This window comes from Vibrio sp. (assembly GCF_048266485.1).
Classification (GTDB): Bacteria; Pseudomonadota; Gammaproteobacteria; order Enterobacterales; family Vibrionaceae; genus Vibrio.
This window is the reverse complement of the sequence record NZ_JBLWZK010000004.1, coordinates 90,278-112,691: the sequence shown is the minus strand read 5'-3', so window position 1 is coordinate 112,691 and position 22,414 is coordinate 90,278. Positions and strand designations below refer to the sequence as shown.

Genomic DNA, 22,414 nt, shown 5'->3' with positions numbered 1-22,414 from the left:
AGGGATATTCTACGTTAGAAATTAATTAATAAGGAAACACCATGGCTAAGATGCATAACGGCTCCGATTTTAAACCAATGAGCCTAATGTCATTATTGCTTTCGTTTATCTCCGTCGGCATTGTCATTTATTTGCTCTTGTTTCCAGTCGATCAAGAAACCCGCCATACCTTATTAGGCATAGACACCGCCATCTGTGTTCTCTTTTTACTACAATTGACCGTTGATTGCTGTCGCTCAACGAACAAATTAAACTATTTAAAATCCCATTGGCTAGATATCGTCGCCAGTATTCCTACTATTGAAATTCTTCGTCTTGCTCGAATCTGGCATATTGTCAGAATGCTGTCTCTCTTCCGCCATAGCAACTCTTTTATCAAGCAAGTCAAACAGAACCGTAAAGAAGCAACCTTAGCAACCATCTTCACTTTATTGATTATTTTAGTCTGCAGTGGCTCTATTTTTATGTTGATGTTCGAACGTGATGCAATTGATAGCAACATCCATACTGCTGGAGATGCTTTGTGGTGGAGTTTAGTCACTATATCCACGGTAGGTTATGGGGATCACTATCCTGTCACCGCTGGAGGCAAAGTACTCGCTACCGCAATGATTATCTGTGGTGTGGGAATATTCGGTATGATTTCTGGTTTGATCACATCAATTTTAACTTCACCGGTACAAACCGAAGCAGAAGATAATAATGCGCTGCAACAATTACTTTCCCAGCAACAAATCATGTTCGATAAAATAGAACGCTTAGAGCAACAGCTTCAGCAGAAGGGTCGAGATAATTAGCTTCTCAGACTTCAAATAATCAACCAGCAGAAATAACAAAGGGATCTTTCGATCCCTTTGTTCGTTATTAGGCTTAATCAGTCATGAATTGCATCGATTAATGGTTTCGATGCCAATATGGTGCAGCTTCAATACAATGAGCACGCGTTTGCTCCATGGCATGTAGAATCGACATTTCTTGACGTCTTATCCAACGCTCTAGCTGCTCTTGATCGGATTCTTCAAGCTCAGGCAATAGTTGTTGTAACGGATCTAGTGTCAATAAATCATCGACCCCTTCCAACAAGTCTACCCAAGGCAAGCGAAACTGAGTTCGCAACTCTAAATCAAACAAGTAAGCGAACGCTAATCCAGTCAACAAATTACGTCTCAAGCGAGCCTGTTGGTCGATATAATCTTGGCGAGACAACTCACGCTCGACAGGGAAAACTTCGATTAACTCGGCCCAACTGCGATCCAGTTGCTTTATCGCGAAAGGCTTAACATCTTGCGCCATTTTATCACGCGCTTTATCGTCTAAAAATGGTTGCCAGCCTTTCGATAAAATCCAACGACTTAAATCCAACAACACTGCAGTATAACGTGCAGATTCAAATAACTTTAAAATCAAATCTGAATTAGGTAGGGCTTCTTTTTGTTCATTCAATACCGAAACCAACTGCTTTTGGCAATCCAGCTTACGCAAGGTATAACCTTTATCCTTGGTTAAATCCTCTAAATACTGTGAGGTTTTCAACCAAGATAACTCCTCTTCTAACCATTTGAATTCTTGTCGCAATAAAGCACTAGCACGGCGAGGAACAATCCCACCATAAACCGTAAATAATTGGCGAATAAAGTGAATGGCGTAATCTATTTGCTCTAACGCCTCTATCGTTTGTTGCTCGCAATAGATTTGTTCATGGTAATGCCAGTGCGACAAACCATGTTCGAGTGATTGAACAAAACATTCTTCGACGCTGAATTTAGGGTCAGTTTCAATTAAAGCGAAGTCTAACACCGGATCGGATACGTAGTTTTGTGCTAAACGATAGCCGCGTGCCGCTTTACTTAAATTACCTAAACGCATGCCACCTTGATCAGACAAAATACGCGCTAAAGCAAATAAAGATTCGGTTTGCCCAGATTTCAGTTCTAACTCTACTTCACAAATAGGAGATTGTTGCTCTCCAGCTACCACTACACCTTGATCGAAAGCCACTTCTATTTGGCTTCCATCTGGCATGCTTAATAACCATTGCTCACGCTCAAAGTTAGTCGCGAATAGTGGGACAATTTGCTCTTGTAAGACTGACACTTCTCGACCTGCGGGCCAAATATCATCAGGGTGAAGTAAAAGGTTTGGTTCATTACTGGAATGTTCAGCATTGTATTCTGGGCGCTGATGTAAGCCAGCGACGACTCGGCCTGACGTTTTAACGGTTTGAACATACACGCCATCGCTTTCACGAATCCGCAAACCAATATCATGGTCGCGTAACCAAGAATCAGCGGTATCAAAATAAATATTACCAAGCTCTTTACGGCTATGCTGAAGGATTTTGGTCTCGGCAATTTTTTGCTTTAAAATATCGGAGAAATCAGGTGAAACAAAAAACTTAAGTTCTATCTCGGTTTCCATAATGATACCTATTGTTGATTACCCAGAAAGGATATTGTGGAATTGAGTGGTGAGCAAGAGGGAAATGTATGATCAAATTACTTGGGTATAGTTATAACTCACAATAATATGATCTGCAGATTACATGATCTAAAATAGTATTAATGCTTTTCAGATTAAGTTAACATGCGCGACTTTATAGCACAGTCCAGTATTTGAGCTAAAGTTAGGCCAAATGTCCAATGGGTTATATTTTTTTGTAGGTTGAATAACCATGCCAGTAAATACGATAATGGGGTTATTTGCAAAGTCCCCTATTAAGCCTTTGCAAGAACATGTTGTTTGTGTAAATGAATGCTGTTCCTATTTAATCCCTTTCTTTGAAACTTGCGCCAAAGGCGACTGGGAAGAAGCGAATAACATTCGTGAAAACATCTCTCGCCTAGAGCGTGAAGCTGACGTATTGAAGCGCGAGATCCGTCTCAAACTTCCACGTGGCCTTTTCATGCCGGTAGATCGTACCGACATGCTTGAACTCCTCACTCAACAAGACAAGCTTGCTAACCTTGCTAAAGATATCGCGGGTCGCGTTATTGGACGCCAGTTGGAAATACCAACGCAAATGCAAGAAGCTTTCCTAGCTTATGTCTCTCGCTGCCTTGACGCTGCAGGTCAAGCACAAGAAGTTATTCATGAACTAGATGAACTACTTGAAACAGGTTTTAAAGGTCGTGAAGTAACATTAGTTGCAGAAATGATTAACCAATTAGATGAAATTGAAGATGACACTGACACGATGCAAATTGAGCTTCGTCAACAGTTAATGGCCATTGAATCTAAATACAACCCTATCGATATTGTATTCTTATACAAAATCCTTGAATGGGTTGGTGGTATTGCCGATCAAGCACAACGTGTGGGTGCTCGCTTGGAAGTCATGTTGTCTCGTTCTTAACGTTCGACACAGCTACAATAAACAAAACAGTAAAAAATAACTAATGTGGTAAGTGCTGGGTGTGACTCCCTGCGCCAAACTTACCCGAATTGTTATCTCAAAAACTAGGTATTACGATGGATATCCTCGCAAACTACGGCACTATTTTAATTTTAGTTGCAGCGTTCTTTGGTTTCCTAATGGCTGTTGGTATTGGTGCAAATGATGTTGCCAATGCAATGGGTACTTCTGTTGGCTCAAAAGCACTAACAGTAAAACAAGCAATTGTTATTGCTATGATTTTCGAGTTTGCTGGTGCTTATCTAGCTGGCGGAGAAGTAACTGACACCATCCGTAAAGGGGTAATTGAAACCTCATTCTACGTATCCCAACCTGACGTTTTAGTATACGGTATGATGTCAGCATTACTTGCTGCAGGCACATGGTTGCTTTTAGCTTCATACATGGGTTGGCCGGTATCAACCACTCACTCAATTATCGGTGCAATTATCGGTTTTGCTTGTGTTTCAGTAGGTACCGAAGGTGTCGATTGGCACTCAGTACAAGGCATCGTGGGTAGCTGGATAATCACTCCCTTTATCGCTGGTATATTTGCCTATGGCATATTTGTCAGTGCACAACGGTTGATTTTCGATACTGAAAACCCGGTCCACAATGCTAAGCGTTTTGTACCGGTTTATATGTTTATTACCACGATGGTGATTGCTTTAGTTACCATTAAGAAAGGCTTAAAACATATCGGTCTACATCTAACTCACAGCGAAGCTTGGATGTGTTCAGCACTGATTTCTGCGTTTGTGATGGTATGTGGTTACATCTATATCAGCAAAAAATTTGTCAATCAAAAAGAAGACCATAACTTTGCCGGTGTTGAGAGCATCTTTAGCGTATTAATGGTTATCACTGCGTGTGCGATGGCATTTGCTCATGGTTCAAACGATGTAGCCAATGCAATTGGTCCACTATCCGCGGTTGTATCTACTATTGATCATATGGGCGAATTAACAGAGAAAAGTGCTATTGCATGGTGGATTCTACCATTAGGCGGTATTGGTATTGTGGTGGGCCTAGCGACCATGGGTCACAAAGTAATGGCAACCGTTGGTACCGGTATTACTGAACTGACTCCTAGCCGTGGTTTTGCAGCTCAACTTGCAACCGCAACAACTGTAGTATTGGCATCGGGTACTGGCTTACCTATTTCAACCACACAAACCTTAGTTGGTGCGGTATTAGGTGTAGGTTTTGCTCGTGGTATCGCGGCATTGAACCTGGGTGTAGTACGTAATATCGTGGCATCTTGGATCATTACTCTACCAGCAGGTGCCGTACTTTCTATTGTATTCTTCTACGCAATTCAAGGCGTCTTTGCATAATACAATCCAACTATTGCTGTAAGACATTCTGTCATAGCTATGTCATATTTTTTACGGCAAGGTAAAAAGAGGGAGCGAAAGCTCCCTCTTTTGTTGCACCTCAAGCTGAAACTTCTTACTATTTGACAAGCTCATATCTACCCAATTCTGGAGATACTTAAGGTGTCTGGTTTTATCGGACTATTAAAGCAGCTAATTGCTGTTCATCTCCTTTAGATTTATATAAATTAAAAAGCTTTATTCAACTGAAAGCTTTATACCAAATTAAAAGGGACAAAATGTGAAAAAGCTTCTTTGCTTAGTATTATTGGCATGTTTTTTTACTCCAATAACATACGCACGTGACTTCTACATTTCAGACCAACTTTTTACTTATATGCATTCAGGCCCAAGTAATGACTACCGTATCATTGGTAGTGTTGATGCTGGTGAAGTGATAAAAGTATTAGGTCGCAACAACTCAACTAAATTTACCCAGATCTTAGATACCAAAGGTCGTAAAGGCTGGATTGAGAGCAAGTATGTGACTCAAGATGTCAGTATGGCGGTTCGTATGCCTAAACTTGAAAAAGAATTAGCAACGGTAAAAGAGCAATTAAGTAAAGCTCGTGAAATATCGGATACTGAAAAAGCAGGTCTAGTAAGTTCTCTAGAGATAAGCAAAAAACAAATTACCGATTTAGAAACTAACTATCGTGAAATCAACCAGCAGCTTGCGGACTCTCAAGAAGAAGTTCGCGCGTTGCGCGCAAGAATTGACACTCAAAAAGATGACTTACTACTTCGTTATTTCATGTATGGGGGTGGCGTTGCAGGTCTAGGTCTATTATTTGGTCTAATTCTGCCACACATTATTCCACGCCGTAAGAAAAATCCAGGTGGTTGGGCTTAATCCCATTTAGATATTTAACCTCAGTTACGGTTATTTAAAATATAAAAAAAGTGCGCCTCATTATCATTAGGCGCACTTTTTGTATCTATCGCTTTAATGTTGTATCAGCTCAGATTACTTAACGTCTGAATCGCCTTCCATTTGCGCGTTATCGACAATATGATTTTCGCCAATATCTTTAGGAAGTACTAGGTTAAGAATAATCGCCACAATACCGCATAAGCTGACACCTTGTAGGCTAAACTCACCAATACCGAACGCCATACCACCAATACCAAAGACCAATGTCACCGCCACAATCACTAGGTTACGGGACTTGTGTAAATCAACTTGGTTTTTAATCAAAGTATTCAGACCAACGACAGCAATCGAACCGAATAATAAGATCATAATGCCACCCATCACAGGAACAGGAATGGTTTGTAGTACTGCGCCTAACTTACCAACAAACGCCAATACCAGAGCTGTCACTGCTGCCCATGTCATGATCACAGGATTAAACGCTTTAGTGAGCATTACCGCTCCAGTCACCTCTGAGTAGGTAGTATTGGGTGGTGCACCAAACATAGCTGCTGCCATAGTTGCCACCCCATCACCAGCCATAGTTCGATGTAAGCCAGGTTTTTTCAGGTAATTTTTTCCAGTCACATTAGAAATCGCCAAAATATCACCTACATGCTCAACCGCTGGCGCAATCGCCACTGGGATCATAAATAGTATCGCATTAATATTAAACTCAGGGAAAGTAAAGTTAGGCACTGCAAGCCAAGCCGCCTGTTGAACAGGTGAAAAATCTACTACGCCGAAGAATAAGCTCACGATATAACCAGAAACAATACCACCAAGAATCGGCACTAATTTAAAAAAGCCCTTACCCATTACGCTTAAAATAATGGTCACAATCAAAGAAACAGCAGAAATCCATAATGCAGAATCATTAGCAACAATTTGAATACCACCATCACCACTTTTACCTAGCGCCATATTCACGGCCGCAGGTGCCAACCCCAGACCGATAACCATGATCACTGGGCCAACGACCACCGGTGGTAGTAACTTATGAATGAAGCCACTGCCACGCACTTTAATCACTGCGCCTAATATCACATACACAGCACCCGCAGTCATCAAACCGCCTAAAGTACTAGCAACACCCCATGCCTGGATGCCGTACATTATAGGAGCAATGAAAGCGAAAGAAGAAGCAAGAAAAATGGGAACGCTTCGCTTGGTAATCACTTGAAATATAAGAGTACCGATACCAGCACCGAATAACGCAACGCTAGGATCTAACCCAGTTAAAAGAGGAACTAAAACCAGTGCGCCAAATGCTACGAATAACATTTGAGCACCTTGTAATATCTGGAACATACGCAGCCTTCATCCTTTATAAAAAAACCGATGAATTTTAGCATTAAAAAATGCATGTTTGCTGAAACATTTTAGGTAATTCTTAACAATATCCATTAAGAAACCGTTTACCTTACGATAAAATACACGAAATCCTTATTTAAACTAACTTATGTTAGTTCCTCAATACCTACCCTTGCCATTCATACAGGGCTGGAATTTGCAGTTGTTGATTATCAAACGTCACAATCAAACTACCGGGTAAAATCAGGTCCAACTTAACCAATTTATTAATCACCCACTCCCCTTCATGCACATTATTGCCATTCACTTTAATCCAACGGCTTTGAGGTTTAGAAGAGTACATGTGGGTTTCAAAATTCATTTTTGGTAGGCGACCTCGATACTCACTTTCATGCCCCACCAAATTAATAGTATCTTGTGGCTTAGTAGGCATCGAGGTGATTTTCGTTTGAGGCTTACTTTGAGCAGGATGCTTTTCTAGTGCCGATTGAAAACGTTGAGCAAGCTCTGGTGATAAGCCAGAAAGATCAAGATCATCGACATTCCAATCTTGCTTTGAGGCATGGCTAACATTGACTTGATCCGTTTTAATGCGCTGTCCTTCTGATGGCGCATTATGTCGAGTCACGGTCGTGATCGGTTTAGTTTTTATTGGTAAAGGTTTAGCGACCAATTTGGGTAATACCACTAATCCGGTTAGTTCAGGATAAGGTAACAACTTGGCCAATGGCTCACTTTTCCCACTTGATTTTTTTTGCTCAAGCCTAGTCGCTTGTTTTTGATTTTTTGAAGTACCAGTAGCTTCAAGCTGAGACGATGTGTTCGCTGTCTGATTGAAATGCAAATAAGCCATCACTGCCAATATCACAATAATAGGTAACACAGCAAACACCCCAACCAACCACCAGCGCGTGATTTTTCTGGCATTAACGAGAGCTGGGGAAGATAAATGAGGCTGTGATATTTGCGCTTGATAAGCTTGCTCTGATTGTTGAAGTGCTTTCATTACTTCGGACATTACTTATCCTCCGTGGCTAACGGTAAGATATTATCAACCACACTCGGCGCTTTATTATTAACATAACTATCAAGCAACATCAGTGTTCTTTTGCCTGCGATACCATCAACATTAATGCCTTGCCACATTTGAAAGGCTTCCACTTTATTCTTCACACTTTGATCAAACTGACGACGCTCTTTTAGCGGTTCACCTAATACTTGAGATAATAAATCATTCAATTTAGCAACTTCCGGCCCTTGAGAGTTCAGTTTCAAAGTTTGACCAGCAAACTCACTATGCCACAATAACTGATACTCTCCGCTCCAGTGTTGTTTCAGCCATTGGGTTGGAACTTCAATTCTTTTATTTGCGAGAAGTAATTGCGCCTTGTCATCAGACAATTTATATAAAATGGCAAAATAAGAATGATATTGATCTTGTAGCGTCAGCATGGCTGGGCGATTAATGACCGCCAGATCATTTAAAGTACCAGAATCTTGGTAGCAGTATAAATTCGCACGCTCGGCTTGTTGGCAATTGGCTTCATCATTCGCCACCTTATACCCCCATAAGGCCATCAATGTTTTCATCGCAGCAATGGGGTTATAACTTTGGCGAATCAAGGGCTCAACCAACTCGGCAACATTGTCGTTTTGAGAAATGTTACTTTGATATGATAAATCATTGCTACCTTGAGCATCTAAAGGCTGAGCTAAATTGTCAGCTTGATTCACCTGTGATGAGATTGGCGCGGCAACTGGCTCAAGCTTGGCATTCTCAAATTTTTCGCTTGCCATCCAACTCGGTAACCAAAACCACGCTGCCGCCGCTAACAAACACCCCACTGACAAACTTGCGATATACGTTAACCAAGATTGAGATTGATTGGCTAATTCGGCTCTACCATTTAACGCAGGATTAGAACGGCCAATTGGACGCTGAAAACTCATTACATCTTCACACGCTTTTTCCGCGTTAGACAAAGAAATATGAGCCTCGCCACTATAATAGGCATACAGCATGCACTTATCACACACTAAGTTGATTAAACGAGGCACACCTTGAGTTTGCTTGGCTATCAACTTAACCGCTTTGGCTGTAAAAATGTCATATTGCCCACCCGCGACTTGCAAGCGAAATTGAATATATTGAGAAACTTCATCGGTAGTGAGAGGCAGTAAGTGATAACGTCCAGTTATACGTTGTGCAAGTTGGCGCAGCTCTTCGGTTTGCAGTTTATATTGCAGCTCTGGCTGACCAATCAATAACACTCTAAGTAACTTTTGACTTTCAGTCTCTAAGTTGGTCAATAAGCGTAATTGCTCCAACACATCAGCCGATAAGTGCTGAGCCTCATCAATCAACAGTAGTGTTTTGATGCCCTTACCATGGTTATCCAGTAAGTATTGGTAGATCGCTTGAGTGAGTTGCTTAAGGCTGGCTGATGCTTGATAACCAATAGAAAACTCATCACAAATCGCTTCTAACAAATCAGTACTGGTATAGGTTGGATTCAACAAGAGTCCGGTTTTAACATTCGACTCTAATACTGAAAGTAGCGCTTTAGAAACGGTGGTTTTTCCCGTACCAACTTCACCGGTGAGCAAGGCAAAACCACCGCCACCACCTAAACCCGCTTGTAAGTGATTCATAGCTTCACGGTGACGCGCACTCAGAAAAATATAACGAGAGCTAGGAACAATCGTAAACGGCAGTTCTGATAAACCAAAAAAATCCTTGTACATGTACACTCTCAAACCAGAAAAGAAAAGCTGTCGATAGCTAAAATCAGATACCCTAAAGTACACCAATCAAGGCTAAATTTATACTTACTGACCGCTTCATCGTGGCGAAGTTCTAGTTTATACCCATTCCGATAAATAAGTGGTCTAAATTAGCGTAGGGAAAAAGCTTGATAACAAGGCATAAAATTTCTGTTAGTAGTGGTTCTACATGCAAATTTTATAACGCAGTTAGCGAGTTTTTTAACAAGCTAAGATGATCAGTTATTTGTTGGAGTTGGTATTGTTGCTAAACTGCCGATCAATATGACGGTAAAAAAGGAATTAGGGTGAAAATTTATCTGGTAGGCGGTGCTGTGCGTGACCGACTTCTTGGCATTCCAAGTTACGATAGAGACTGGATGGTGGTTGGTAGCAGCCCGCAAGAAATGTTGGCACAAGGCTTTCGTGCAGTCGGGCAAGATTTCCCGGTATTTCTTCACCCTAAAACACAGGAAGAATACGCACTAGCTCGTACCGAATGTAAATCGGGGCAAGGTTATACTGGTTTTGAATGCCACTACGCGCCCGATGTAACCTTGGAAGAGGACTTAGCTCGCCGTGATCTGACAATCAATGCCATTGCACAAAGCTCAGATGGTACATTACACGATCCTTACCATGGCGAAAAAGATCTACAAGATCGAATACTACGTCATGTCTCCCCGGCTTTTAGCGAAGATCCACTGCGTGTGCTACGTGTCGCAAGGTTTGCTGCTAAATTACAACCCTTTGGCTTTACCATCGCCCCTGAAACTATGCAATTAATGCAGCAAATTGTGGATTCTGGCGAATTAAAATATTTGACGGCTGAGCGCGTATGGCAAGAATGGCAAAAATCATTGAATACCGACTCTCCACACGTGTTTCTAGAAACTTTAAAACAATGCGGTGCACTAGCCGTGATTTTACCGGAAATTGATGCGTTATTTGGCGTTCCGCAACCTGAGTGCTGGCACCCAGAAATTGATACTGGCATCCACACTTTAATGGTAGCCAAACAAGCCGCCCAATTAAGTTCAGATATTGCAGTACGCTTTGCCGCACAAGTGCATGATCTAGGTAAAGCCATCACACCTAAATCAGAATGGCCAAGTCATAAAATGCATTGTCATACTGGTCTAAAACGGATCAAACAACTTTGCCAACGCTTGACCGTTCCCAATGAGTGCCGCGATTTAGCACTATTAGTTTGCCAGCATCATTCTAATATTCACCGCACCATGGAACTCAAAGCTTCAACGGCACTCAAATTGCTTAACCAGCTTGATGCTTGGCGTAAACCACAACGCTTTGAACAAGTTTTATTATGTTGTCAGGCCGATCATCAAGGGCGCTTAGGATTAGAATCTCAACCCTATCCACAAAAAAGGCGTATGTTAAATTATTATCATGCAGCAGTGAGCATTGATGTTCAAGCTATTATCTCCCAAGGCTTTACAGGGCAAGCTATTCGAGAGGAGCTAGATAAGCAAAGAACATCTGCCATTCAGGCGGTAAAACAGCTCAAATAACCCCCTGTATTATCTATGGGAATCATCGTACAATGCGGCCAATTTTTGCACTACCACATTCATAAACGTAGTCCGGTAAGTGATTTTACCAGCAACACACTATCTAATTAGGGATACACACTTCCAATGACCATTTTTGATTCCATTATCCTAGGAATAATCGAAGGTATTACTGAGTTTTTACCTATTTCATCTACTGGACACATGATCGTTGTCGGTGATTGGTTAGGCATTGCCAATACCGATACTAACCAAGCTTTTGAAGTCATCATTCAAGTAGCTGCCATTTTGGCCGTTATCGCTAACTATAAAGAAAAATTCCACCCTAGATTCTTTGATCTTTGGGTGAAAGTCGCGGTGGCTTTCTTGCCTATCGGTATCATTGGCTTTCTAATGAGTGATGTAGTGAAAGCGTTATTTAGTGTCACGGTAGTGGGAGTAATGTTTATCGTCGGCGGGATTATTTTCATCGCGGTTGAAAAGTATTACCAAGAAGAATCCTGCCCCACCACCGATGTTAATGATGTCACGATGAAGCAAGCGATGTGGATTGGTTTCGCGCAGATATTTGCCCTAATTCCGGGTACTAGCCGTGCAGGCTCCACCATTATTGGTGCCATGCTTGTCGGATTGAATCGTAAAACCTGTGCTGAGTTTTCATTCCTACTTGGCTTACCGGTTTTAGCCGCAGCATCAGGTTATGATTTATTAAAGCACTATCAAGACTTCACTAGCGCTGATGTTACTAACCTTGCAGTTGGTTTTGTTACGGCCTTCATTGTGGCCTACTTTGTCATTAAATGGTTTATCAGTTTCTTAGCTAAGTTTACCTTTGTCGGGTTTGGTATCTACCGCATTCTATTTGGCATGTTATTACTTGGCATGGCTTGGGGTTAATCAAACTCAAATATAAGAAAATGGGCGTGATACGGTTAAGTATCACGCCCATTTTGTATCTACGGTCTGGATGAACCGCCAGTATTAACGAAAATCAAACGGAACCGCTTGCAAACTACCTTTTGGCGTAAAACCATCCCATAGCTGGCGAATAGTTCGTCCATCATTTGGTACACTCAAATCTGGGCATAATTCATATAACGGCTGCAAAACAAACTCATAATTAAAAATATCAGCTCTTGGCAAGATCGGCTTAACCGTTGAAACCACGTTTCCATACAACAGAATATCCAAATCTAGAGTTCGGTCTTGGAACTTTTGTGCCTCAACCTCGCGGCCCCACTTCAACTCAATCTCTCTAAGCTTGATTTGCAATTCAGACAAACTTAATAACGTTTCCAGTTCAAACACTAGGTTATAAAAAGCATGACTATCAAAGCCAACGGGCTGACATTGATAAACCGTGGAAGATCTTAATTCACCCAGCAAGCTAAGCTCGTCAAAGGCGGCCTTTACATGCTTTTTAGGTTCGAGATTACTGCCTACTCCAATATAACTGAGCGTCACATTTGGCCTCGTTCAATAATCACGCCTACGCCTTTCGCTTGTGGTACGGCACCAGGCTTAATTAAGTGAATTTTCACCCAAGGCACTGCAAAGGTTGTCATGATAAGTTCTGCCACTTCTTCGGCGACTCGCTCAACTAGTTGAAAGTGACCATTCTCAATATGATTTAATACCGCTTGACTCACTTGAGCGTAATCTAATGCATCATTGACATCATCACTTTTGCCTGCCGGACGGTTGTCATGAGCCATTTCAATATTGAGAACCAATTTTTGTTTAATATCTTGCTCCCAATCGTAAGCGCCAATCGTGGTAATCACTTCTAATTGCTCAATAAATACTTTGTCCAAGGCCATGCTGCTTCCTTTTAATAAATTAGATTCTTTCTTATAAAAATTAATATGATTGAATTTCTAAGATTACGACTCATCGGATACCCAAGTGAGATAAAAACACGTAATATGCGCAAAATATACTACAAACTCCCAACTTCACACTACCGTCTAGGAAGACTATGAGCATTCTGGCACTTATATTGATCATTCTCGCCTATTTACTCGGGTCAATTTCGAGTGCGGTGCTGATCTGTCGAATGTGCAAATTGCCAGACCCACGCCTTCAAGGTTCAAACAACCCTGGTGCAACCAATGTATTGCGGGTCGGGGGAAAATGGGCTGCGTTTGGTGTATTGCTGTGTGATATTTTGAAAGGAATGCTTCCGGTTTGGGGAAGTTACTACCTAGGTATAGAACCACTGATTCTTGGTTTTATTGGGGTTGCCACTTGTTTAGGGCATATCTACCCAATCTTCTTCCATTTTAAAGGTGGCAAAGGCGTAGCGACTGCGGTAGGGACTATGGCACCGATTGGGTTCGATTTAACCGGCATGGTGATGGCAACATGGCTTATTACGTTTTTCTTTAGCCGCTATTCATCGCTTGCTGCCATTGTCACATCACTGCTTGCACCATTTTATACTTGGTTAGTCAAACCGCAATACACCATTCCTGTGGCAATGCTCTCTTGCTTAATCATCTTTAGACACCACCAAAACATTAAACGCTTGATTGATGGTAGTGAGCCTAAGATCAATAAAAAGAAATTACCTTCCAAATAAAAACAGCAACCTAGGCTGCCGTTTATTCATTGTATTGTCATCGAATTTATTCAATCGGCTTTAAATGATCAATAGGCCAACGTGGTTGAGCTTGAACAGAAAGATCGGTCATCTCACCATTACGTAAACGCTGCATCCCCGCATAAGCAATCATCGCGCCATTATCAGTACAAAATTCAGTACGAGGATAATACACCGCGCCACCTACTTTTTGTGCTAGTGCTTCTAGCGAAAGCCTCAGTTGCTTGTTAGCACTTACTCCGCCTGCAATCACGATACGCTTTAGTCCGGTTTGTTCTAGTGCACGACGACACTTAATCACTAAGGTGTCACATACCGCTTCTTGGAAAGCATAAGCAATGTCTGCGCGAGTTTGATCATCGTTATCATTTGCCGCAATGGTATTAGCCGCAAAGGTTTTTAAACCAGAGAAACTAAAATCAAGTCCTGGTCGATCCGTCATTGGACGCGGAAACTTAAAGCGACCTTTAGTGCCATTTTCCGCCAAACGAGATAGCAAAGGCCCTCCCGGGTAATCTAAGCCCATCAACTTAGCAGTTTTATCAAATGCTTCACCCGCGGCGTCATCAATGGATTCGCCTAAAATGTGGTACTCACCAATCGCTTTGACTTCCACCATCATGGTGTGGCCACCAGAGACGAGCAAAGCGACAAACGGGAAATCAGGTGGATTATCTTCTAGCATTGGCGCTAACAGATGCCCTTCCATATGATGAACCGGCACCGCGGGAACATTCCACGCATAAGCAAGGCTGCGACCAATCGTTGCGCCAACTAATAATGCGCCAACCAAGCCCGGGCCAGCAGTATAAGCTACCCCATCAATATCTTTTGACGTTACACCCGCTTCTTTCAGAGCCGCTTTAATCAATGGAATGGTTTTTTTTACATGATCACGAGAGGCCAACTCCGGCACTACACCACCATAATCAGCATGTAATTTCACTTGGCTATATAATTGATGAGATAATAACCCTTGCTCTTCATCATAAATCGCAATGCCGGTTTCATCACATGAGGTTTCAATACCTAAAATTCGCATAGTTATCCCAGTACTTCTTGGTACATCGGTTGATTTTTCTAGAATTGAGCGTAATCTTACCGCCTCGGAAAAAATTTAACCAGATCTTCCCTTTATAATGCTTTACAAATGGGTAGCGATCGGATTAAAATTCCGCACCATTTTTGATCTAGCTGATTAATGTCTGGGCTAACAATTGAACAGACTCAACGATCAGCGTTAACGAATAACCCCTGAGGTGAAAGGCATATGCCAGTAGTTAAAGTACGTGATAACGAACCGTTCGACGTGGCACTACGTCGTTTCAAGCGCTCTTGCGAAAAAGCAGGTGTTCTTTCTGAAGTGCGTCGTCGTGAGCACTATGAGAAACCAACAACTGTACGTAAACGCGCTAAAGCAGCGGCTCAAAAGCGTCACGCTAAAAAGCTAGCTCGCGAAAACGCACGTCGCGTTCGCTTGTACTAATAACTTAACTTCCATAAGGACTTAAGTTATGGCTCTGATTGACCAACTTAAAGAAGAGCAAAAAATAGCGATGAAAGCCAAGGACAAAGCGCGCCTTGGCACAATCCGTTTAGCTCTATCAGCCATTAAGCAACGTGAAGTTGACGAACAGATTACTCTGGGCGACGATGACATTCTTGCGGTGTTGACTAAAATGGTTAAACAGCGTCGCGATTCTGTTACGCAATATGAAGCTGCAAATCGTCAAGATCTTGCAGATGCTGAAAAAGCTGAAATTACCGTTCTAGAGGAATTTATGCCTCAACCGCTTAGCGATGAAGAAGTAGCTGCTTTAATTGATAAAGCAATTACTGACTCTGGTGCCGCGGGCATGCAAGACATGGGGAACGTAATGGGGGTATTAAAACCTCTACTTCAAGGCCGTGCAGACATGGGTAAAGTAAGTGGCTTAGTTCGTTCTAAGTTAGCTTAATTTCTCCAGCTTAAATTAAATCAAGCCGTGCACTTCTTTGGAGTTGCACGGCTTGTTTGTATTTATAAACACGACAATCGAAAGCTCGTGACTCGTATCTCGATAGCTCTATCGAAACCCGAGAAGCGTAGCGCCCTAGACTCGTAAATCGGATTTTATTCTTTATGGCAGGACACATCCCACGTAGTTTCATTGATGACCTTCTTGCTCGAGTTGATATCGTCGATCTTGTTGATCCACGCGTCAAACTCAAGAAACAAGGTAAAAACTACAGTGCATGTTGCCCGTTTCATAATGAAAAAACACCCTCTTTTATTGTCAGCCCTGACCGTCAAACTTATCATTGCTTTGGCTGTGGTGTACACGGCAATGCTATTGATTTCATGATGGAATACGAACGGCTTGAGTTCGTAGAAGCGATTGAAGAATTAGCTGGAATACTGGGCCTTGATGTTCCTCGCGAACAACGCGGCGGTGGCAACTTCCAAAATAATGCCCCACGCGCTAACGCGGAGCAGAAACGCAATTTATACGATTTACTGGGAAGTATTAGTCAATATTATCGGTCTCAGTTAAAAGTTGCCGCCAATAAACCGGCGATTGAATACCTTAAAAATCGCGGCTTATCCGGCGAGATCGTACAAAAGTTTAGCATCGGTTATGTCCCAGATGAATGGGATAATGTGCGTAAAAACTTTGGTCAACAAAAAGCCGTACAGGATATGTTGGTTGAAGGCGGCATGCTGATTGAAAACGATAAAGGCAACCGTTACGACCGTTTTCGTGGTCGTATCATGTTCCCGATTCGAGATCGTCGTGGGCGAGTGATTGGTTTTGGTGGCCGTGTACTCGGTGATGAAAAACCGAAATATTTAAACTCACCAGAAACCCCAGTTTTCCATAAAGGTAAAGAGCTATACGGCTTATACGATGTCCTACAAAGCCATCGTGAACCTACACAAATTTTAGTGGTCGAAGGCTATATGGATGTGGTGGCCTTAGCGCAATACGGTGTGGATTACTCAGTTGCAGCACTAGGGACTTCGACGACTGGCGATCACATGCAAATGCTATTTCGCCAAACAGGTACAGTGGTCTGTTGTTACGATGGTGACCGCGCTGGCCGAGAAGCAGCCTGGCGAGCCATGGAAAACGCTCTACCGTATTTAACTGACGGTCGACAATTAAAATTTATGTTCTTACCCGATGGTGAAGATCCAGATTCTTACATTCGCGAATATGGTAAAGAACAATTTGAGCAACAGGTATTCCATGCAACATCTTTGTCAGAGTTTTTATTCTCAACCTTGATGCAACAAGTAGATACCAGTAGCAATGAAGGTAAGGCAAAATTAACCTCATTGGTAGTACCATTAATAGAAAAAGTGCCAGGTGGTACATTGCGTCTATACTTGAGGGACTTATTAGGTAAAAAGCTCGGGTTATTGGATGAACGTCAATTACAGCAATTAATCGCTAAAGATAGTCAACCTCAAACAACGCCTCAACCACATAAAGAGATAAAACGTACACCTATGCGCGTGGTTATTGCGTTACTTTTGCAAAAACCCAGCTATGCTGAATTAACACCAAACTTAGATACAATTCGCCATATAGACTTACCTGGTTTAAGTTTATTATTAAATGTACTTGATATTTGTCGAGAAAATCCCCATATCAAGTCTGCCCAGTTAATGGAACACTGGCGAGATCAACAAAATGAACCATTATTATCGCGCTTAATGAATTGGGATATCCCCCTCAATGATGATAATGAACAAGATGTATTTTTAGATACATTGGATAAAATACTAGCCCAATGTATTGAAAAACAAATTGAAACTTTGCAAGCGAAAGAAAGAAGCTCCGGCTTATCAGTCGAGGAAAAACGGGAGTTGCAAGATCTTATTCTTCAACGTCCTTAGTTCAGCAACGTCCTAAGAAAATGTTCTTAAGTGGCGAGCAATGATTAAATTTGTTATAATTGGCGGTTTGCATTTCGCATACTAATATTCTTCACTCAGACCTCAAGTTGGATATCGTCGATGGATCAAAATCCGCAGTCACAGCTAAAGTTACTTGTCGCAAAAGGTAAGGAACAAGGCTATCTGACCTACGCCGAAGTAAATGACCACCTACCTGAAGAAATCGTAGATTCAGAACAGGTAGAAGACATCATTCAAATGATTAACGACATGGGTATCCAAGTCGTTGAAACCGCACCTGATGCGGACGATCTTATGTTGAATGAGGCAGTAGCAGATGAAGACGCTGCCGAAGCTGCAGCAGCCGCACTTTCAAGTGTAGAAAGTGAAATTGGCCGAACTACTGACCCAGTGCGCATGTACATGCGTGAAATGGGTACGGTTGAACTTTTAACTCGTGAAGGTGAGATCGACATTGCTAAACGCATTGAAGATGGCATCAACCAAGTACAATGTTCAGTCGCTGAATACCCAGGCACTATTTCTTACATTCTTGAGCAATTTGATAAAGTTCAAGCTGAAGAACTTCGTTTAACTGACATTATTTCAGGTTTCGTTGATCCTGATGATGATGGTAATGCCGCACCAACTGCAACACATGTTGGCTCAGAGCTTGCTGTTACTGATGATGATTTGGATGACGATGATGAAGATTCTGATTCAGATGAGGACGAAGAAGAGGAAGATACAGGCATCGATCCTGAGCTTGCTCTAGAGCGCTTTACTGAGCTTCGTAATACTTATCAGAACCTGCAACTTGCGATCAATGAACACGGTCGTGACAGCAAAGCCATTTCTGATAGTAAACAAGAATTTCTTGATGTTTTCCGTCAATTCCGTCTGATTCCAAAACAGTTTGATTATTTAGTTAATAATCTTAAAAACTCAATGGATCGTGTACGTACTCAAGAACGTTTAATTATTCGTACTTGTGTTGAATACGGGAAAATGCCGAAAAAAGCATTTGTGCAAGCCTTTACGGGTAATGAATCATCAGATGCATGGTTAGATGAAGTTCTAGCATCTGGTAAACCTTATGCAGATAAAATAAAACAAAGCGAAGAAGAGCTGCGCCGTAGTATCTTCAAGCTAAAATCAATCGAAGAAGAAACCTCTTTGAATGTGCAAACGATCAAAGATATCAGCCGTCGCATGTCAATCGGTGAAGCAAAAGCTCGTCGTGCGAAGAAAGAAATGGTTGAAGCAAACTTACGTTTAGTTATTTCGATTGCGAAAAAATACACTAACCGTGGCCTACAATTCTTGGATCTTATTCAAGAAGGTAACATTGGCCTAATGAAAGCGGTTGATAAGTTCGAATACCGTCGTGGTTATAAGTTTTCGACTTATGCAACATGGTGGATTCGTCAGGCGATCACTCGTTCAATTGCTGACCAAGCCCGTACGATTCGTATTCCGGTACACATGATCGAAACCATTAACAAATTGAACCGTATCTCTCGTCAGATGCTTCAAGAAATGGGTCGTGAACCTTTACCAGAAGAATTGGCTGAACGTATGCAAATGCCTGAAGACAAAATTCGCAAAGTACTAAAAATTGCTAAAGAGCCAATTTCAATGGAAACTCCTATTGGTGATGATGAAGATTCTCACCTAGGTGATTTCATTGAAGATACTACGCTTGAGCTACCTTTAGATTCAGCTACCTCGACTAGCTTGAAGTTTGCAACTAAAGATGTGTTAGCGGGTCTAACACCTCGTGAGGCAAAAGTACTTCGTATGCGTTTCGGTATCGATATGAATACTGACCACACATTGGAAGAAGTGGGTAAACAATTCGACGTAACTCGTGAACGTATTCGTCAGATTGAAGCGAAAGCATTACGTAAACTTCGCCACCCGAGCCGCTCAGAAACACTACGTAGTTTCTTGGACGAATAAGCCAAATCGGATACATTTCTGATTAAAAAGGTGAGTTCTATACTCACCTTTTTAATATCTGAAATAAGAAACAGGTTTAAGTGGATAAAAACTAAACACAATCTAGGCTTACACATCTAGACACTAAGAACTCATTCCCCTATAATCGTGCAACAATTTGGCCCCATAGCTCAGTTGGTTAGAGCGCACGACTCATAATCGTTAGGTCCACAGTTCAAGTCTGTGTGGGGCCACCATTTCAAAGAAGACGCTCAAGGGCGTCTTTTTTATTCTCTAAGGTGAGAATAAAGCCCCCTTTGGCTTATACTGAACGGTTTGATCGGTACATGTTCATACGGTAGTCATGCTAAACCCAATGAAAACTCGCATCCACTCAATCCCTCGCTTTGGTATTTCCCGCTACTTGTGGGCAGCATCATTGTAACCGTTTTCTTTTCAGTTTCACTCGCCTGCTGACTACTTGTTCATTCGTATCATGATTTTGATAATACGAGAGAAAGAACAAAGTTTTCTACGAAGTAAATCAATTTGTTATAGCTTTAAATATTTACGGTCGTGAACGAGATTTCGCTTATAAACTCACCTTTGCTGATCAAAAAATTAAGTTAGCCAAATTAGCAAGCTTTAATAAAAATCCGTTTAGAAAGTGAATGATGGATGGGGTCATGTGGTTGGCGATCATGTCTCAGTTAGTATTGCCGATATTTTACGTGAACATTCTCACCCAAAAAGCTTAGTGACACGACTCGGTGGTGAAGAGTTCGCCATCATCTTCTCACCTAATATTAAATTTAGATCAGCAATTAGTCATACTACAAACGAAAATGCGTCAATGATAGGTTGATAACGAGGTAAGTGGCAATATCGTAGATCAGCCAATTCGATAAAATAGTAAAAATTTCGGACATGATGAGATTTACTTTTATTCAATATACACGCCCAATAGCCAGTAAATAAGAAACATTCACAAAAAATGTTTTTATAATCAAACTAAAAAATAGAAATTAGAGGCAATCTTATTACCTCTAAAAAATTAATGACAAAAAACCGAGAAAAACCTTATCAAGAAAAATAATTAAAATTAGTTAGAACTTAAACTATAATAACTATTTTTTTCTGACGATAAAGTACCTTTTTCACAATAAACCATCATTGCTTTACCGTTACTCCTTAATCCCTTCTCTATATTTTCATTATCTTGAATAATTATAGAAACAACATCATTCCTGTTAATTAAATCGACTATTTCATCATGATAAAAAATTATCAACAGATGAATAATAAAACTTATAAAAACAAATAAGGCAAGATTATGTTTTGACTTATCTATAATTCCAACATCAGAACTTTTCGCTAATTTAATGTCATCCTTTGATAAGCTAGTTGCGATTTCAATCTTATACCCAACTTTAGGTAAAGTTTCTATATGCACTATCGCCCTTAACACAGTATTATTTATTTGCTTTCTTAATCTTGATATACATTGGTTAAGACTATTTTCATCAACTAAAACCCCCCTATCCCCCCAAATATTTTTAATTAATAATTTTCTCATGACAAATTCATTTTTATATTCCAAAAGAGTGCATAAAGCCATACATTCATTATAACCTAATGCTATAACCTCACCATCCGACAATGATATTGAAAACTTTTCAGGCAAAAACATACTACCATCTATAAATTCATATCGATGCATACTAAACGATGCTTCATAGGTAGTGCATTTATAAACTTCCATTTTAACCCCTTAATACTCTAATATAATCAATTATAAATCAAAAAATAAAACCACAATGAAATCTATAACTTAACATCCCTTGAAACAAATACTCCCGAAGAAAAATAACTATCAGTTCATATTACTATTTACAACATATTTTTAATATTAACATGTCGTTATTTCATATTTATTTAGATGAAAATTAATGAATTATTCTATTTCATAATTAATTATTCTGTTTCACTTTGTGAAAACATTAAAGATAAGCTCTAATTTGATTTGTTGAGCTTACATTTTAAATACCAAAAATAGAGCTCAATTAAAATGAGAATAAAAATTTAAATAAACAGTTATTCTCATAAATCATAAACAGAACGGAGTTTTAAAAATGAACAAAAACAAAAAGAACATTGCTTTAAAGGCAGGGTTACCTCTTACTGCAATGAGTATTTTTAGTATTTTCCTATCAGCACCTGCAATGTCAGACAACACAACAAATGTTTATTTTAAAGGTGAAATTGTTGAATCAGCATGTGGTTTATCCCCAAATAGCATGGATCAAACTATCCAACTAGGACAACACCCTACTCACATATTTAAAGCGAATGGTGATCGCTCTACTCCCGTTCAATTCAATATAAAACTAACCGATTGTGATACAACGGTATCTCAAACAGCTGATTTTACTTTCTTATCGAATCCAGATTCGAGTGGTAAACTCTTCGGCGTAGAAGGTGGTGCTGCTGGTGTCGGTGTGCGTATTCTGCATAATGGCCAACCAATTGATAATGGCGATGTGGCCGCATCAAATGTTTTGATTGATGGTACAAACATGGCTTCATTTTCTGCAGCTTATGAAGCCAACGTAGATCCAGCAGCAACCCCAGTCACAGCTGGTAATGCTGAATCTTGGGCTTTATTGCGCGTTAGCTATCAATAATAAAAACAAGCCCTA

21 protein-coding genes and 1 tRNA gene are annotated in these 22,414 nt (G+C 40.8%); 14 read left to right on the top strand and 8 right to left on the bottom strand.

The annotated features are described in order from the left end of the window. The first annotated feature begins 41 nt into the window (after window positions 1-41). Window positions 42-797, top strand: coding sequence for an ion transporter (locus ACN0T8_RS07685; protein WP_417880043.1), 756 nt, complete (start codon window positions 42-44; stop codon window positions 795-797). A gap of 97 nt (window positions 798-894) precedes the next feature. Here the strand turns inward: ACN0T8_RS07685 and ACN0T8_RS07680 are convergent, their stop codons facing one another. Next, on the bottom strand, window positions 895-2,418 hold the full coding sequence (locus ACN0T8_RS07680) for a CYTH domain-containing protein (protein WP_417880042.1): 1,524 nt from the start codon (window positions 2,416-2,418) through the stop codon (window positions 895-897). Window positions 2,419-2,671: 253 nt separating this feature from the next. Here ACN0T8_RS07680 and ACN0T8_RS07675 point away from each other — a divergent pair, with 253 nt between their 5' ends. The 3 genes from ACN0T8_RS07675 (at window position 2,672) to ACN0T8_RS07665 (ending at window position 5,620) form a co-directional block, all read left to right on the top strand. Continuing rightward, window positions 2,672-3,352, top strand: coding sequence for a TIGR00153 family protein (locus ACN0T8_RS07675; RefSeq protein WP_417880041.1), 681 nt, complete (start codon window positions 2,672-2,674; stop codon window positions 3,350-3,352). A 116-nt stretch (window positions 3,353-3,468) separates the two neighbouring features. After that, window positions 3,469-4,728: an inorganic phosphate transporter gene (locus ACN0T8_RS07670; protein WP_417880040.1), complete on the top strand. Its 1,260-nt coding sequence runs from the start codon at window positions 3,469-3,471 to the stop codon at window positions 4,726-4,728. A gap of 280 nt (window positions 4,729-5,008) precedes the next feature. Next, window positions 5,009-5,620, top strand: a complete 612-nt coding sequence (locus ACN0T8_RS07665; protein ID WP_417880039.1) for a TIGR04211 family SH3 domain-containing protein — start codon at window positions 5,009-5,011, stop codon at window positions 5,618-5,620. Window positions 5,621-5,734: 114 nt separating this feature from the next. Here ACN0T8_RS07665 and ACN0T8_RS07660 read toward each other — a convergent pair whose 3' ends face one another. The 3 genes from ACN0T8_RS07660 to ACN0T8_RS07650 all read right to left on the bottom strand — a co-directional run bounded on the left by ACN0T8_RS07660 (window position 5,735) and on the right by ACN0T8_RS07650 (window position 9,739). Then, on the bottom strand, window positions 5,735-6,991 hold the full coding sequence (locus ACN0T8_RS07660; protein WP_417880038.1) for a uracil-xanthine permease family protein: 1,257 nt from the start codon (window positions 6,989-6,991) through the stop codon (window positions 5,735-5,737). A gap of 169 nt (window positions 6,992-7,160) precedes the next feature. Beyond that, window positions 7,161-8,012 (bottom strand): general secretion pathway protein GspB, encoded by an 852-nt coding sequence (locus tag ACN0T8_RS07655; protein ID WP_417880037.1) that lies wholly within the window; start codon window positions 8,010-8,012, stop codon window positions 7,161-7,163. Then, complete coding sequence (locus ACN0T8_RS07650) at window positions 8,012-9,739, bottom strand: AAA family ATPase (RefSeq protein ID WP_417880036.1); 1,728 nt, start codon at window positions 9,737-9,739, stop codon at window positions 8,012-8,014. Before ACN0T8_RS07650 ends, ACN0T8_RS07655 begins: the two co-directional genes overlap by 1 nt. A 326-nt stretch (window positions 9,740-10,065) precedes the next feature. Here ACN0T8_RS07650 and ACN0T8_RS07645 point away from each other — a divergent pair, with 326 nt between their 5' ends. Both ACN0T8_RS07645 and ACN0T8_RS07640 read left to right on the top strand, forming a co-directional pair. Continuing rightward, window positions 10,066-11,289, top strand: a complete 1,224-nt coding sequence (locus ACN0T8_RS07645; RefSeq protein WP_417880035.1) for a multifunctional CCA addition/repair protein — start codon at window positions 10,066-10,068, stop codon at window positions 11,287-11,289. A gap of 126 nt (window positions 11,290-11,415) precedes the next feature. Further along, a complete protein-coding gene (locus ACN0T8_RS07640) occupies window positions 11,416-12,186 on the top strand; it encodes an undecaprenyl-diphosphate phosphatase (RefSeq protein WP_417880034.1) in 771 nt (256 codons plus the stop codon). Window positions 12,187-12,270: 84 nt separating this feature from the next. Here ACN0T8_RS07640 and folK read toward each other — a convergent pair whose 3' ends face one another. Next, window positions 12,271-12,753, bottom strand: a complete 483-nt coding sequence (folK, locus tag ACN0T8_RS07635; protein ID WP_417880033.1) for a 2-amino-4-hydroxy-6-hydroxymethyldihydropteridine diphosphokinase — start codon at window positions 12,751-12,753, stop codon at window positions 12,271-12,273. After that, entirely contained in the window at window positions 12,750-13,109 is a 360-nt protein-coding gene (gene folB / locus ACN0T8_RS07630; RefSeq protein ID WP_027697810.1) for a dihydroneopterin aldolase, read from the bottom strand. The genes folK and folB overlap by 4 nt, the downstream gene beginning before the upstream one ends. Before the next feature lie 158 nt (window positions 13,110-13,267). On the opposite strand from folB, the gene plsY reads away from it, so the two are divergent. After that, entirely contained in the window at window positions 13,268-13,870 is a 603-nt protein-coding gene (gene plsY / locus ACN0T8_RS07625) for a glycerol-3-phosphate 1-O-acyltransferase PlsY (RefSeq protein WP_417880032.1), read from the top strand. Between the two features lie 46 nt (window positions 13,871-13,916). Here plsY and tsaD read toward each other — a convergent pair whose 3' ends face one another. Then, a complete protein-coding gene (gene tsaD, locus ACN0T8_RS07620) occupies window positions 13,917-14,933 on the bottom strand; it encodes a tRNA (adenosine(37)-N6)-threonylcarbamoyltransferase complex transferase subunit TsaD (RefSeq protein WP_417880031.1) in 1,017 nt (338 codons plus the stop codon). A 228-nt stretch (window positions 14,934-15,161) separates the two neighbouring features. On the opposite strand from tsaD, the gene rpsU reads away from it, so the two are divergent. The 6 genes from rpsU to ACN0T8_RS07590 all read left to right on the top strand — a co-directional run bounded on the left by rpsU (window position 15,162) and on the right by ACN0T8_RS07590 (window position 20,580). Next, the gene (gene rpsU / locus ACN0T8_RS07615; protein ID WP_017024921.1) at window positions 15,162-15,377 is read left to right on the top strand and encodes a 30S ribosomal protein S21; all 216 of its coding nucleotides are present in this window, start codon (window positions 15,162-15,164) and stop codon (window positions 15,375-15,377) included. Window positions 15,378-15,405: 28 nt separating this feature from the next. Continuing rightward, on the top strand, window positions 15,406-15,849 hold the full coding sequence (locus ACN0T8_RS07610) for a GatB/YqeY domain-containing protein (RefSeq protein ID WP_417880030.1): 444 nt from the start codon (window positions 15,406-15,408) through the stop codon (window positions 15,847-15,849). Between the two features lie 164 nt (window positions 15,850-16,013). After that, a complete protein-coding gene (gene dnaG / locus ACN0T8_RS07605) occupies window positions 16,014-17,774 on the top strand; it encodes a DNA primase (protein ID WP_417880029.1) in 1,761 nt (586 codons plus the stop codon). 120 nt (window positions 17,775-17,894) lie between these two features. After that, window positions 17,895-19,736 (top strand): RNA polymerase sigma factor RpoD, encoded by a 1,842-nt coding sequence (rpoD, locus tag ACN0T8_RS07600; protein WP_417880028.1) that lies wholly within the window; start codon window positions 17,895-17,897, stop codon window positions 19,734-19,736. A 159-nt stretch (window positions 19,737-19,895) separates the two neighbouring features. Continuing rightward, window positions 19,896-19,972 (top strand) — tRNA-Ile (locus ACN0T8_RS07595). A gap of 410 nt (window positions 19,973-20,382) precedes the next feature. Further along, window positions 20,383-20,580 (top strand): diguanylate cyclase, encoded by a 198-nt coding sequence (locus ACN0T8_RS07590; protein WP_417880026.1) that lies wholly within the window; start codon window positions 20,383-20,385, stop codon window positions 20,578-20,580. A 237-nt stretch (window positions 20,581-20,817) separates the two neighbouring features. Here ACN0T8_RS07590 and ACN0T8_RS07585 read toward each other — a convergent pair whose 3' ends face one another. Beyond that, a complete protein-coding gene (locus ACN0T8_RS07585; protein ID WP_417880025.1) occupies window positions 20,818-21,477 on the bottom strand; it encodes a winged helix-turn-helix domain-containing protein in 660 nt (219 codons plus the stop codon). 424 nt (window positions 21,478-21,901) lie between these two features. On the opposite strand from ACN0T8_RS07585, the gene ACN0T8_RS07580 reads away from it, so the two are divergent. Continuing rightward, on the top strand, window positions 21,902-22,399 hold the full coding sequence (locus ACN0T8_RS07580) for a fimbrial protein (protein WP_417880135.1): 498 nt from the start codon (window positions 21,902-21,904) through the stop codon (window positions 22,397-22,399). The last annotated feature ends 15 nt before the right edge of the window (window positions 22,400-22,414 follow it).